Genomic DNA, 13,026 nt, shown 5'->3' with positions numbered 1-13,026 from the left:
CCTGATCGGCAAGTACCAGCTTACCAGTTGGTCACTTCATACTCGCACGACACATCATCATCGTCGGTATCGGTCAGCGCAACCGTCAGGCGACGCATTTGCGGATTGAACCGTTTGATGAAGTTCAACAGAAGAAGGGCTTCTTCGGAAAGCTCGCCGGCGTCTTCGTCATCTTCATCAAGTTCGCAAAGCTCAACCAGTTCCAGGAACAAGGCACCCAGTGCACGTTTGACGTCTTCGCCGCCTTTAAGGCCGCCGGTCAACTCGCCCAGCGGTGACAGATCGATATCAAGCTTGCGCAGGTTCTCACTCATCTGGTCGATGGCGTCTTCGTCCAGAACCATTTCAGCCGCAATCATATGCGTGCCGACTTCATTGATATTCATAAAGCCGACAAATTCGAACAGATCGTCTTTGGTACGACCTTCTTCCAGCAATTTTTCGGTGTGGGCTTCGAATTCTTCGAAGTCGATATCTTCGCCAAGATCGTTTTCAAGATCGCTCATGTCGGTCTCCAATGAAAATTTGCGCTGCTGATACTCTGGATTGATGGAAAACTCAACCCGCGCTGGCGACAAGATGATCAGCTATGCAGGATCCACATTTCGACGATATAGGGCCATGGAAAGAGGATTGCGAAGAATAACGCAATGTCAGTAGGATATAAAACAATTCCAAACCCGCCTGAACCTTCGGCATAACACGCATGGACCATTCAATGCCCGCATTCAACGTCATCGATATCGTCGCAATTTGCTGGGCTCTTTCATGGTGGATCGGTTACACGATCTTTGCCGATGCCGGGCCGCGTCGACGCAATTCCATATCTGCCCATATGGCACGCAATCGCCATCGCTGGATGGAACAGATGCTCAAACGCAATATCCGGATGGTTGATACATCGATCGCCGGCAACCTGATTACCGGTATCAGTTTCTTTTCATCAACCACCATTCTGGTGCTGATCGGTCTTGTCGCGCTGCTTGGCTATACCGACAAGGCGATCGAAACGGTCGCTGCCCTGCCCTTTGCCGCCATTACCACGCCTGGCGTCTGGGAATGCAAGGTGGTGTTGCTGATCGTGATTTTCATCTATGCCTTTTTCAAGTTCACCTGGGCATTCCGACTGTCGAACTATTGTTCGATCCTGATCGGTGCCGCCCCGGACCCAAGCGAACCGGATGCTGCACGTGCAGCCGCACGTGCCTCACGCATGAGCATGATGTCTGCCCACAATTTCAATCGTGGCATCCGCGCATACTTTTTCGCCCTGTCGGCCCTGGCCTGGTTTTATCATCCGGTTGCTTTCATCATTTGTGCGACCTGGGTGACGCTGGTTCTTTACAATCGTGAATTCCGCTCGCATGCGCTGGAAATTCTGACCGGACATCATTAAGCCCAACCGAATTCGTCGCAGAAACCTCGTCACGAAAAAGGGCCGCAATCGCGGCCCTTTTGTCATTGATCGGTGCATCACGCCGTCTGGGTTTTGCGCCGGATGGCATATCCGGCAACAATCACCAATACCAGTCCAACGGGTACTGCTGCACTGTATAGCAGCGTCACCCAGCCAGATCCTGCATAGATCGATCCGGCTGACAGGGAAGCCACAGCAACCGTACCAAACACTGCAAATTCATTGATTGCCTGAACCCGCGCCTGCTCGGAGGGGCGATAATTCTCGGTCAGGAAGGTCGTTGCCCCGACAAACATGAAATTCCAGGCAATCCCCAACAGAACCAGCGATACCCAGAAATTCCCCATCAGGTCCTGACCCGACAAACCGACTGCCAGACAGGCAAAGTTCAGAAGTGCGCCCACCTGAATGATTTTCAACGCCCCGAACCGCTTGATCAGATTGCCAGTAAAGAATCCCGGCGCGTACATCCCGACCACGTGCCATTGAATGATGAATGCCGCATCCCCGAACGCATAATCACAATCAAGGATCGCCAGCGGCGTTGCTGTCATTACAAAGCTCATGACGGCATAGCCAAGTGCGCCTGCAAAAATCGCCACCATTACGGCGGGCTGCCCCAAAACGGTTTTCAGCGGCCGGGCCGGTTCATCATGAACACGGCCGCGCATATCGGGAAGACGAAGCTGCCCGATCGCAATCACCAACAGGATTTGCAAACCAATCAGCGCAACAAACGTTCCGAGAAAAGGTACAGTTTCAAACCAGTTACGAGCAAAGCTTGCCAAATTCGGTCCGATAAATGCCGATGCAAGCCCACCCAGCATGGTATAGGAAATGGCGCGCGCACGGAATTCTGCCGGTGCGGCTTCGGCGGCGGCGAACCGGTATTGCATGGCGATCGCATTGCCTGCCCCGATACAGGCGCAGGCTACACATAGCAGCCAGAAATTGCCGTAATAAACGGCCCCCATACCCGAAACCGCGCCCATCATTGCAATCCCGGCCCCCATCCAGAAGCCGAACCGGCGTCCGAATTTCGCCATCACCATGGCCGATGGTGCTGTCATCGCCATCATGGCGATCATCATGAAAGCCACCGGCAAGGTCGAAAGTGACTTGTCTGTCGCCAGCGAATACCCGATCACCGCGGCAACAGTGAAGATCAGCGACATCGCACTGGCAGAAAGTGCGACGCATAAACTAAGGAACATGATGTTCCGGCGGACTTCCGGGTTGGACATTTGGGGCTCCCGATTTTGGCGATGGTGGCGCCATTATTTTCTAAATTGCGACAAGGCACCCAGATCACGGCAATGAAGTCCGGAATATCGGCCATTGTCATGTGGTTGAGCCTTGCCCTTAAGGTCTCAACTGTTATATTGGCTCTTCACGCAACGGGATAGTATCAATGCACGGCATGGCCGAGAAAAACTTGATCACCAACACAATCTCCGGACACCATCGCGGTGACACGGTGATTTGTGCTGTCCCGAAAGTCGCTTTTTTCAAAGAGCGAACTTGACCTCATCCTGAAATTCCTTTTCTTGTGCCTTTACCCCGCGTAAACATGCGGGTCGTATATGTGCATTACTGAATTATGCCCGCAGATAAAGCAGAGTTGAGCCAACCATGATTGCCCTGACCCTTCCCGATGGCGCCGTACGCGAATTTGACGGCCCTGTATCGGGTTTTGATGTCGCAAAAAGCATCAGTTCTTCGCTGGCAAAGAAATCCTTTGCCATCATCGTTAACGGTGAAGTACGCGACCTTTCGCGCGAGATTGACACTGACGCGACTATCGAAATCGTGACCAAGGGCCATGACGAAGTTCTGCCGCTGATCCGTCACGACTGCGCCCATGTGATGGCCGAAGCTGTCCAGGAACTTTATCCTGACACGCAGGTCACCATCGGCCCGTCCATCGAAAACGGTTTCTATTACGACTTTGCACGCGCGACCCCGTTCACGCCCGACGATCTGGTCAAGATCGAAAAGCAGATGCACAAGATCATCGAACGGAACGAACCGATTGTTCGCGAAGTCTGGGATCGTAACGAGGCGATCAAGTTCTTCCTTGATAAGGGTGAAAAGTACAAAGCCGAGATCATCCGTGATCTTCCGGAAACCGAGACGATCACCTGCTATCGCCAGGGTGACTTCATTGATCTGTGCCGTGGTCCGCACGCACCGTCGACCGGCAAAATCGGCAAAGCCTTCAAACTGATGAAGGTTGCCGGTGCCTATTGGCGCGGCAACTCGGATAACGAGATGCTTCAGCGCATCTATGGCACTTGCTGGGAAAGCAAGGAAGACCTTGATGCGTATCTGCACATGCTTGAAGAAGCTGAAAAGCGTGACCACCGTCGCCTTGGCCGCGAAATGGACCTGTTCCACATGCAGGAAGAGGCCCAAGGGTCAGTCTTCTGGCATGACAAGGGGCTGAAGCTTTATCGCAAGGTCGAAAACTATATCCGTGATCGTCTTGACGATGCAGGATATCAGGAAGTGCGCACGCCGCAGCTTGTCGACCGTGTGCTTTGGGAAAAATCCGGCCACTGGGAAAAGTTCCGCGAGAACATGTTCACCACCACCCCGGATGAAGATGATCCCGAAAAGGTACTCGCCCTTAAGCCGATGAACTGCCCGTGCCATGTTCAGATTTTCCGTCTGGGCAGCAAGTCTTATCGTGACTTGCCGCTGCGTATGGCAGAATTCGGTTGCTGTCACCGGAACGAGCCGTCCGGCGGCCTGCATGGCATCATGCGTGTACGCCAGTTCATTCAGGATGACGCGCATATCTTCTGTACCGAAGATCAGATTGTCTCGGAAACCAAGATTTTCTGTGACCTTCTGAAGTCCGTTTACAAGGATTTCGGCTTTACCGACATTCTTGTCAAATTCTCGGACCGTCCGGAAGTTCGTGCCGGTTCCGATGAAATCTGGGACAAGGCAGAAGCCGCCCTTCGCGAAGCAGCCGAAGAAGCCGGTCTTGCGCTTGAAATCAACCCGGGCGAAGGCGCGTTCTATGGACCGAAGCTTGAATTTGTTCTGCGTGATGCCATCGGTCGTGACTGGCAGTGCGGCACGCTTCAGGCCGACTTTGTTCTGCCGGAACGTCTTGATGCGTCCTATATGGGTGAAGACGGCGAAAAGCATCGCCCGGTCATGCTGCACCGTGCAATCCTTGGATCCCTTGAACGCTTCATCGGCATTCTGATCGAAAACTATGCCGGTCGCCTGCCGCTGTGGCTGTCACCGGTTCATGCAGTGATCTGTTCGATCACCAACGAAGCCGATGATTACGCCCACGAAGTCAAAGCTGCACTTGAAGCCAAGGGTCTTAATGTTGAGCTCGATCTTCGCAACGAGAAGATCAACTACAAGGTCCGAGAACACAGCCATGCCAAGGTTCCGATGATCCTGGCGCTTGGCAAACGCGAAGCAGAAGAAAAAACAGCTTCTGTGCGCCGCATCGGCTTCAAACACCAGAAGACCTTTGGGATTGAAGAACTTGCCAACGCGATGGCAGCTGAAATCCGTGATCGCGTGATCGAGGCGGAGTTCTAGGAACGGTTTCTGCCCGAACGACCAAATAAAAAGCCCGCAGGCATATGCTTGCGGGCTTTTTTGGTTCCGGTGATGACGGGCGCTTTATTGTGGTGGCAATTTCGGGTCGTTCTTGGGCAGTTGGGTGTTTTCCCGGGTGCCGGACAAACTGATTTTGCCGAACTGTCCACTGTTTGCGCCGCCATGATGGGCCCGTGCCTGCCCGTATGCGGCGGCCAGGTGGCGCGCATTGCCAAATACGTCGCCAATGAAACGCCAGATTTTTGGCACCAGCCAGATCAACAGCAATACAAAAACCGCCAGCAACACAAAGAACACAACCGGATGGAACACCACGGTATAAAGGGCACCGAACACGGCAATATCTTCGGTCACAGACGCCACGCTGTTGGTCACTGGTTCGGGTGACGTATTGATCGCCGCACGGCTTCCGGCCTTTGTGAAATGGCTTCCGGCTGCGATGGTTCCACCGACAAGAAGACTGATCACGGTTTGGGCCTCATCCCCCAGTCCAAGATCAAGTCCGCTTACGGCACCGGCGGCCAGCAAGGCACCGGCCGGAATGCGGATAAAGGTGTGCAGGGCGTCCCAAAGACTGTCAACAACAGGAATTTTATCGGCAACGAATTCGATCAGATACAGGAAGATCGCAATTGCCAGAACCCACCAGCTGGCCAAAATCTGTAAATCGGGTGGAAGATCGATAAAGCCGAAATTATCCATCATCCCCAGAACAACCACTGTCCCGTACAGATTGACGCCGCTGGCCCAAGCACCGCCCATGCTCAGAGCAAGTGTTTCAACAATTCCCAATGACACGCCCTTTCATTGACATATTCTTCACCAACAAGTGATTACGACAACCCGGTGATTGTGATAAATCACAAGCTGACGCGTCCCAACGCACCTGTTGATGCCATATGTTGATCAATGAAAGGTATGACGATGAACCGCAAGGGTAAAACACCTAAAATCATCTCGTCATGTGCGATGTTTGTGTTTTTGACCGGGGCGACAACCACAAGCGCCCTTGCCATGGGAAGCTCAAACACCTGGACGTCTGACGGCACCGATTTGTCTGCCGTTTCCGAACTGGTCGATACCGGCATGTATGATATGGCCGTCGACAAGATCGAAACCATGCTCAAAGACGATCCGGATAATGCCGATCTGTATAATTACCTTGCCTATAGCCAGCGCAATCTGGGCGACTATGACAGTGCCGAGCAAAATTATGAGCGCGCGCTTATGATCAACCCGGAACATGTCGGTGCGCTGGAATATCAGGGCGAGCTGTTCCTTAAAACCGGCAAGCCTGAACTCGCACAGGAAAACCTGGCAAGACTTGAACAGATTTGCGGAACAGATTGCGCAGAATACAAGGAACTGGCAGGCAAAATCGCCAACTGATCGGATTTCTGCGCCGCCATTTCAACCATCATTCGGAAAAATAGCCCGCCCTATTCGTTAGGATATCTTTTTATTTGCGCCTGAAGAGGTCATATGTCGCCGCAAGGCTGACGTTTGAAGAGTGATTAAAGATATGTCTGACGCAATTATGCGCAAAAGCTACACCGTCGTTTGCGTCCGTGCGACCGGACAGCAGATGGATTTGCAGACGGTCTCCGATTATGGGGCGGCGCTTAATTCGGCAAAAGAAGCTCTGACAAACAAGAACAATACCGAAGTGCGGATTATCGAAAACAAATACGACCAGGCCAGCCGCAAGGACAAAAAACAGGTTATCAAAATCCTGACGGCGGAAAGTGCATCTGGCAGTTCCGGGGGATCGGGCGCGCGTGCGCGCAAGGCCAATCCCGGCATATCGCACGAAACAGCAAACCAGGCCTCCAAAAGCGTAATCAACATCGTTATTGCGATTACCGTGCTTGTCCTTTTGATCGGCATCATGGTCCCGCTGATTTCCCGATAGAACCACCACCGGCCTTACGGCAGGCAGATCAGCCCAATCTTACAGATGGGGCGCCATATCCTTCTGATTTTTCTGGATGCTTGACAGCACCGGGGCGGCTTGTAACAGTTGCTCAGGGCCTTCCTGCTGGCTATAACTTACGCTGATAATATGATCATCAGGTGAAGCGTGAAAATCAGAGCTGCGACAAGAAAAAAGAACGCCCCGCTTAAAAAGGGCTGGTTTGCCGCCGCAGCACTATTGCCGCTTCTTGGCGCCTGCAGCACCGATGATTTTTCCGGGCTGTGGTTTGGATCTTCATCAAGCGATGTCTCAGCAATGCAGCCATCATCGGTTGACGGCCCTGCGACAGATAGTCCGCAAACCGGCAATGACTTGAACCGTGCAGCATGCGGATTGTTTTTCGGCAAGACCACGCCCGCCGAAGTATCGCATATTGCTGCTACCGAGATTTCGCTTACGCGCACCCCGCAAGAAAACCTGATGCAGGCCATTGCCTATGACATCAATGGCAATTACGAAAATGCGCGTAAATTGTATGTCTGGCTGACAGCATCCCCGCCTGAAAACAAAATCAATCTTGATTGTGGTCAGGGCATCAAGCTGACCGGAAATGTCAACGCCCTCGCCCAGCGTCGATTGGTTGCACTTGATGAAATTGCCCCGCAATTTGCCCGTTCAAGCGAAATTGAATCGGTCGTCGCGGCCGCAACTGTCGCACCGGGCCCTGATCTTCCCGATCCGCCCAAGGTGGAGCGTGATCGTCGTTTCTATGAAACCGGTGGCGTTGTAACCGCCGAACCCGAAGACAGCACCAAGCCGATCGAACGCATGAACATGCCGGTCAGTGAAAACACGGCCCAGCTCACCCGGGTTGAACGCCGCGTATCACAACCGCAAACCACATCAACGCAATCGGCTGCGATGACAAGTCCGGGCACCGTGGCGGTACCGGCAACAGCTGCTTCGCGGCCAACGATTATTCCGGTCATCCCCCCGCAACCGGCACCTGTTGCGGAACAGATGCCTGCGGCAGCCTCCAAAGCAGCAAAAGCACCGGTGACCGAGGCACCGACAATCGCCGGAACAGCGGCCGATGTCGACCATCAGGGTGCGGTTGTTGCCACCAATTCCCGACCGGTTGAGCAAGGGGAACTCGAAATCATTGATCGCGAACCATCAAGCACGATGATCGAACTGCCGATGGCATCGCAATCCACGCCGGCGTCGGCGCCCGCGCCGCGCAGCACACCAAGTGTTGCGGAAAAAACCGCACCTGCTCCCGCTCGGACATCTGCACCGGCGGCCTCGTCTGAAACCCGGTCAGCCCCCTATTATGCTGTTCAGTTGGCAGCATACCGGTCGCGCGGTCGTGCCGAAGATGCTTGGCCGAAATTTCAGAATTCATCTCGGGGAATGCTGACAAACGCCGATCATGAGGTTGTCAGTATCGCAATCGAGGGCAAGGGTTTGTTTTTCCGTCTTCTGACCGGAACATATGCGCGTCAGTCAGAGGCCGCCCAAGCCTGTAACCAGCTTAAATCAGCCGGCGTTGATTGCCTGATCCGCCGTGTGGAACGCTGAGTACCCGGGCCTGCTTTGACCGCATGGCTGAGATAGCCGCACGCTTAACAATCAACGGCCAAACCTTGCCTAACGCTTTTTATTGAGTCGCACCAGCACATCTGGCCGCGTCTTGTGGCCGTGACGGCGTAAAAAGCCCGGCAAGCGCGCCAGCAGATATTCGATTTTTGCATTATGTCGATAATACCGCCATCGCAGATGCTGGATCAGGCGGCGGGTTCGTTTTGAACCGGCCGCCAGCAATGGCAGGCCCAGCGCAATGAACACCATGCCGAAAAATGGCGGCGGCAATGGCAAAAACACCAATCCGATCAACAAACAAAGCCCCCCGATCAGGATCAAAGCCATTGATTTCAAATTCGACAGTCTGCGCACGACGAAACCTTGTTTCCCGACAACCGCTTTGTTGCGCGCATTATCTATGGCCTGTCGTGCCCCACCAAAAGAATGTTCAAAGACATTTGATCAACAGGGGAATTGCTATTGTCGTGCACTGGGTTACATTGCAGTCAGAAATTCCAAACTCATCAGGTGAAAGACATGCTTTCCGCCCTTAAAACAGACAAGGCACAAATGCCATCCGCAGATACCGCATTGCCCGGTCGCGACGATGCCATTGCCGTCGCAGAACGTAACGTTGTGACCGGAAACCCGATGGTGGGTCCCTTCCCCGACAATCTCGCAGTTGCTGTCTTTGGCATGGGATGTTTTTGGGGGGCCGAGCGCCTGTTCTGGAAAGCGGACGGCGTCTGGACCACCACTGTTGGCTATGCCGGCGGCTATACCCGCAATCCGACATACCGCGAAGTGTGTAGTGGCATGACCGGCCATGCCGAAGTTGTAATGGTTGTTTTCGACCCGGCTGTGATTTCCTATCAGAAACTGCTGAAGCTGTTTTGGGAAAATCATGACCCGACCCAGGGCATGCGTCAGGGCAATGACATCGGCACACAGTATCGTTCAGTGATCTACACGACCAACCCCGATCAAAAAGCAGCGGCAATTGCATCGCGCGATGCATATCACGCAGCCCTTGATACCGCTGGTCAGGGCGGGATCACCACCGAAATTTCCGATGCGCCGACATTCTATTACGCCGAAGATTTCCATCAGCAGTATCTGCACAAAAATCCTGATGGATATTGCGGACTGGGCGGCACCGGGGTTTCCTGCCCCGGTATGTAAAAGCCGAATTTGACCTGTCTTCAAAAACGGACCGCATCGCGTCGGCTATCGACAAATCAGATGCTTGTCATATTTCATGACCGGTATATTCTTTGGCTTGATTGGTAGGCAAAGGATATACAAAGAGATATGCCGGGTCCGTTTTTGAAAGACCGATACTTTATCGGCCTGCATATATCCTGGTGGCTACTGGGACTTTGGTTATGCGGCGGCATAGAATATGCCCTTGCCCTGACCGATAGTGACGCGACATTCCACCCGCTTTCGACATCACTTGTCTTTTTCCTGTCCGTTGCCGGATTGCTTGCGATCGTGCATTTCATGGTGCGCCGAAACGCCAAATCACGGCAGCGGTTCTTTGCCCGCCTGCCCGGGCTGGTGTTCCGCATTGATGAGTTCGGCAAGATCGAATTTGCATCGGACCAGGGTCTTGACTGGGCCGGTGCATCGATTACGGACAGCTTGCGCAACCAGATTTTTGATCATGAAGCCCTGATGAACCTTCGCCAGGCCGCAATCGAGGCCAAAGGCGAAATTCAAACGACCGAAATGTCTGTAAAGACCAATCACGGTGAACAACGCTGGGTGCGCATTCAAATGCGTGCTTTACCGCCGATCACCCCGGATTGTCAGATCGATTGCATCATCTGGGACATCACCGAACTGGTCGAAGAGCGCAACCGCCGCCAGGAAAGCGAAGAACGGCTCAAGATCCTTGAAACCCTTAGCAACGAAGCAATTTTTCTGCATGATGGCGGGAAATGCATCGATACCAATAATGCCGCCGAACGCATGTTCGGTTATGATCGTTCCGAACTTCTGTTGCTGAGTGCAGCGGACATTATCTCAAGCGAAACCTTGCCGCTTGTCATGGCCAATATCCGCTCGGGATATGACAAACCTTACGAGGCGATTGCTGTTTGCAAGGATGGCAGCAAGTTTCCCTGTGAAATCAATGGCAGAAACGTCGTTGTCCAAGGCCAGACTTTGCGGCTGACCAGCTTTACCAATATCTCGGATCGCAAATTCACAGAGGAACAAATTCGTTTCCAGGCCAATCATGATGCGCTGACATCGCTTCCGAACCGCTATTTGTTCATGGACCGGCTGAACTTTGCGATCAAACTGTCAAAGCGACGGCGCGAATGCTTTGCCCTGATGTTCATCGATATTGACGAGTTCAAGTCGCTGAATGATACCGGTGGCCATTCCACAGGCGACAAGGCACTTGATGAAATTGCCAAACGACTGACCGGCACATTGCGCAATGTCGATACTGTTGCCCGCATTGGCGGTGATGAATTCACCATTATTCTGCCCGGCACCGAGACGCCCGAAGACGCCGAACTTGTTGCGCGCAAACTGCAAACTGCCCTATCGGGCAGCGCCATTGAATTTGGTGATGACCTCTCACCCTATACGGTGACAGCATCCATTGGCATCGCGCTTTATCCCGATCACGGCGAAACCGTCGACGAATTGATTGCGGCGGCGGATGATGCGATGTATGCCGCGAAAAAAAGCGGAAGGAACACCTTCCGCTTTGCGACAAACAATCGTTCACGTACCGAATAGTTGAATATTCGGCGGGGTTTGCCGGTTTATACCGGCTTCCCGCCATATTCACGGCTGAGATCGGCACAAACACGCCGAACCTTAAGCCCAAGTTGTTCGATGTGATCGTTTGGAATACGTGCAGCCGGCCCTGACAGGGAAAGGGCTGCGATCGGACTTCCGGTTTCATCGCGAACCACCCCTGCGACACATCGCAGGCCAACGGCATGTTCCTCGTCATCAAGGGCATAGCCGCGCTGCCGGGCGCGTTCCAGATCCTTTTCAAGTGCACCGGTCGAAACCAGTGTCCGTTCCGTGATTTTTGGCAATCCGTGCTTGGCGACAACGGATTTCAGTTCGGATTCCGGCAGGAACGCCAACAGCGCCTTGCCAACACCGGAACAATGCATCAATGCGCGGCGTCCCGGCGTGACCAGTGCGCGCATCATTTTGCGGCATTCGACCTGTGACAGGAAAATGACTTCCCCACCGTCGGCCACGGCCAGATTAACTGTTTCACCGCTATCTTCCATCAATGCCCGCATATAGGGACGGGCAATCTGGCTCAGATTGCGGTTTTTCGTGAATGCATTCCCCACACTGAAGGCCTGAACACCGACAAACCACAATGTCCGTTCACCATCAAACGACACATAGCGTTCGTGTTGCATGGTCGTCAGCAACCTGTGGGCGGTTGATGGAGGCAACTTCACCTGTTGCGCAATTTCGGTCAGCGTCATGCCATCATCGCTTTCTGCAAGCGCATTAAGGATGCTTAACGCCCTGACCAGTGATTGAACCTGCTGCATGCAGATACGTCTCCCTGAACTGGTCCGTTTAACGGACCGTTATTTCACCATTGCCAGTGATATTATGGGATCATTCTAATGGGCGCACGGACTTTTGCTTCATCCAAACGAAAGTGGAATATGTAACGAGGTAAACCGTTGCTGCTGCAAACGAAACCAGCGTCCCGACATTCAGCCCAAGCACAGGATAGCTCAGCGATACGGCCAGGATATATGTCCAAAGTGCCCCCATGCCGCGCGGGAAATTCCGCACCAGTGTATGAACAGGTGCCGCCCCGTAACTGAAATGCAAAATGATCATTGTCGGATAAAGCGCAACCGGAAAACCCGAAAGCAACCCTGACCACCGTGGGCCAATCCACGCCGCCAGACCACTGATAATCAGCACGATCACCGACGCCAGTCCGGCCCGGAACAGGATTACGCGTTTGGTAACCCGCACCCGGTTGAGAATTTTGACATTCTCGATTTTCCGAAACAGGACGAGAGCGGCAAAAATCGCAAACAGCAAAATGATCGCAGCCTGCGTCAGGGTCATTGATGTCAATTGGAACAACCACGACACCGCAAGATACACAGCAAAGGCCGCAAGCGAACTTAGTACAATCTGCGGGATCACCGGCAAACGCACCAAACGACATGATGCGTGAAAATAGCCATACAGAAATGCCAGCGTGGCAATCAGACCCGGCATCGCATAGACGGCACTTTCACTGGCAAAGGCAATGCCCTGCTCTACTGCGATGAAATAAAGCAAAATTGCCGTCCCCAACGGATAACCCGACAGGATACCTGCGGCACGCGGGCCTGCGCGTTCTGCCAGAAAGGACAGACCAAGAACCATTCCAACCGAGACACTCAGTTTGGCCAGTATCAGTTCCACGTTCGGGCACCTCGCGCACAAAGGTCACTTAATGACAATTTATCAACAAATTGACTGTATCGCTATATGGTTTGCCTAACGCGGGCAAGCA

The 13,026-nt window shown here is 53.3% G+C and carries 13 protein-coding genes; 7 read left to right on the top strand and 6 right to left on the bottom strand.

The window, feature by feature from the left end:
- Window positions 1–20 precede the first annotated feature (20 nt).
- Window positions 21–506, bottom strand: a complete 486-nt coding sequence (locus M9H61_RS03600; RefSeq protein WP_068519161.1) for a hypothetical protein — start codon at window positions 504–506, stop codon at window positions 21–23.
- A gap of 212 nt (window positions 507–718) precedes the next feature.
- Here M9H61_RS03600 and M9H61_RS03595 point away from each other — a divergent pair, with 212 nt between their 5' ends.
- Window positions 719–1,396: a DUF599 domain-containing protein gene (locus M9H61_RS03595; protein WP_228195396.1), complete on the top strand. Its 678-nt coding sequence runs from the start codon at window positions 719–721 to the stop codon at window positions 1,394–1,396.
- Between the two features lie 77 nt (window positions 1,397–1,473).
- On the opposite strand, the gene M9H61_RS03590 is transcribed toward M9H61_RS03595, so the two are convergent.
- Window positions 1,474–2,661 (bottom strand): MFS transporter, encoded by a 1,188-nt coding sequence (locus M9H61_RS03590; RefSeq protein ID WP_250283439.1) that lies wholly within the window; start codon window positions 2,659–2,661, stop codon window positions 1,474–1,476.
- Window positions 2,662–3,049: 388 nt separating this feature from the next.
- Here M9H61_RS03590 and thrS point away from each other — a divergent pair, with 388 nt between their 5' ends.
- Window positions 3,050–4,987 carry a threonine--tRNA ligase gene (thrS, locus tag M9H61_RS03585; protein WP_250283437.1) on the top strand — a complete coding sequence of 646 codons (1,938 nt, stop codon included), beginning with the start codon at window positions 3,050–3,052 and terminating at the stop codon, window positions 4,985–4,987.
- Between the two features lie 84 nt (window positions 4,988–5,071).
- Here the strand turns inward: thrS and M9H61_RS03580 are convergent, their stop codons facing one another.
- Window positions 5,072–5,806: a DUF4126 domain-containing protein gene (locus M9H61_RS03580; protein WP_250283435.1), complete on the bottom strand. Its 735-nt coding sequence runs from the start codon at window positions 5,804–5,806 to the stop codon at window positions 5,072–5,074.
- A gap of 126 nt (window positions 5,807–5,932) precedes the next feature.
- Here M9H61_RS03580 and M9H61_RS03575 point away from each other — a divergent pair, with 126 nt between their 5' ends.
- From M9H61_RS03575 to M9H61_RS03565, 3 genes are all read left to right on the top strand, one after another.
- Window positions 5,933–6,397, top strand: coding sequence for a lipopolysaccharide assembly protein LapB (locus M9H61_RS03575; protein ID WP_250283432.1), 465 nt, complete (start codon window positions 5,933–5,935; stop codon window positions 6,395–6,397).
- 133 nt (window positions 6,398–6,530) lie between these two features.
- Window positions 6,531–6,920, top strand: coding sequence for a hypothetical protein (locus tag M9H61_RS03570; protein WP_250283430.1), 390 nt, complete (start codon window positions 6,531–6,533; stop codon window positions 6,918–6,920).
- A gap of 168 nt (window positions 6,921–7,088) precedes the next feature.
- On the top strand, window positions 7,089–8,504 hold the full coding sequence (locus M9H61_RS03565) for an SPOR domain-containing protein (RefSeq protein ID WP_250283427.1): 1,416 nt from the start codon (window positions 7,089–7,091) through the stop codon (window positions 8,502–8,504).
- Window positions 8,505–8,573: 69 nt separating this feature from the next.
- Here the strand turns inward: M9H61_RS03565 and M9H61_RS03560 are convergent, their stop codons facing one another.
- Complete coding sequence (locus M9H61_RS03560) at window positions 8,574–8,801, bottom strand: hypothetical protein (RefSeq protein ID WP_220153931.1); 228 nt, start codon at window positions 8,799–8,801, stop codon at window positions 8,574–8,576.
- A 243-nt stretch (window positions 8,802–9,044) separates the two neighbouring features.
- On the opposite strand from M9H61_RS03560, the gene msrA reads away from it, so the two are divergent.
- Window positions 9,045–9,689, top strand: coding sequence for a peptide-methionine (S)-S-oxide reductase MsrA (gene msrA / locus M9H61_RS03555; RefSeq protein ID WP_250283425.1), 645 nt, complete (start codon window positions 9,045–9,047; stop codon window positions 9,687–9,689).
- A gap of 129 nt (window positions 9,690–9,818) precedes the next feature.
- Entirely contained in the window at window positions 9,819–11,264 is a 1,446-nt protein-coding gene (locus M9H61_RS03550) for a diguanylate cyclase domain-containing protein (RefSeq protein WP_250283423.1), read from the top strand.
- Window positions 11,265–11,290: 26 nt separating this feature from the next.
- Here M9H61_RS03550 and M9H61_RS03545 read toward each other — a convergent pair whose 3' ends face one another.
- Window positions 11,291–12,052, bottom strand: a complete 762-nt coding sequence (locus M9H61_RS03545; RefSeq protein ID WP_250283420.1) for an IclR family transcriptional regulator — start codon at window positions 12,050–12,052, stop codon at window positions 11,291–11,293.
- 70 nt (window positions 12,053–12,122) lie between these two features.
- On the bottom strand, window positions 12,123–12,935 hold the full coding sequence (locus M9H61_RS03540) for a hypothetical protein (protein WP_068519172.1): 813 nt from the start codon (window positions 12,933–12,935) through the stop codon (window positions 12,123–12,125).
- Window positions 12,936–13,026: the final 91 nt, after the last annotated feature.

Source organism: Thalassospira sp. GO-4, assembly GCF_023588965.1.
Taxonomy (GTDB): Bacteria; Pseudomonadota; Alphaproteobacteria; order Rhodospirillales; family Thalassospiraceae; genus Thalassospira; species Thalassospira povalilytica.
The sequence above is the reverse complement of the archived record's forward strand: the minus strand, read 5'-3'. Positions and strand labels throughout refer to the sequence as shown.

Bases quoted from the DNA above. Each gene is read 5' to 3' on its own strand.
- M9H61_RS03590 (WP_250283439.1), bottom strand. From the start codon at position 2,661: ATGTCCAACCCGGAAGTCCGCCGGAACATCATGTTCCTTAGTTTATGC.
- M9H61_RS03570 (WP_250283430.1), top strand. From the start codon at position 6,531: ATGTCTGACGCAATTATGCGCAAAAGCTACACCGTCGTTTGCGTCCGT.
- M9H61_RS03600 (WP_068519161.1), bottom strand. From the start codon at position 506: ATGAGCGATCTTGAAAACGATCTTGGCGAAGATATCGACTTCGAAGAA.
- M9H61_RS03575 (WP_250283432.1), top strand. From the start codon at position 5,933: ATGAACCGCAAGGGTAAAACACCTAAAATCATCTCGTCATGTGCGATG.
- msrA (WP_250283425.1), top strand. From the start codon at position 9,045: ATGCTTTCCGCCCTTAAAACAGACAAGGCACAAATGCCATCCGCAGAT.
- M9H61_RS03595 (WP_228195396.1), top strand. From the start codon at position 719: ATGCCCGCATTCAACGTCATCGATATCGTCGCAATTTGCTGGGCTCTT.
- M9H61_RS03550 (WP_250283423.1), top strand. From the start codon at position 9,819: ATGCCGGGTCCGTTTTTGAAAGACCGATACTTTATCGGCCTGCATATA.
- thrS (WP_250283437.1), top strand. From the start codon at position 3,050: ATGATTGCCCTGACCCTTCCCGATGGCGCCGTACGCGAATTTGACGGC.
- M9H61_RS03545 (WP_250283420.1), bottom strand. From the start codon at position 12,052: ATGCAGCAGGTTCAATCACTGGTCAGGGCGTTAAGCATCCTTAATGCG.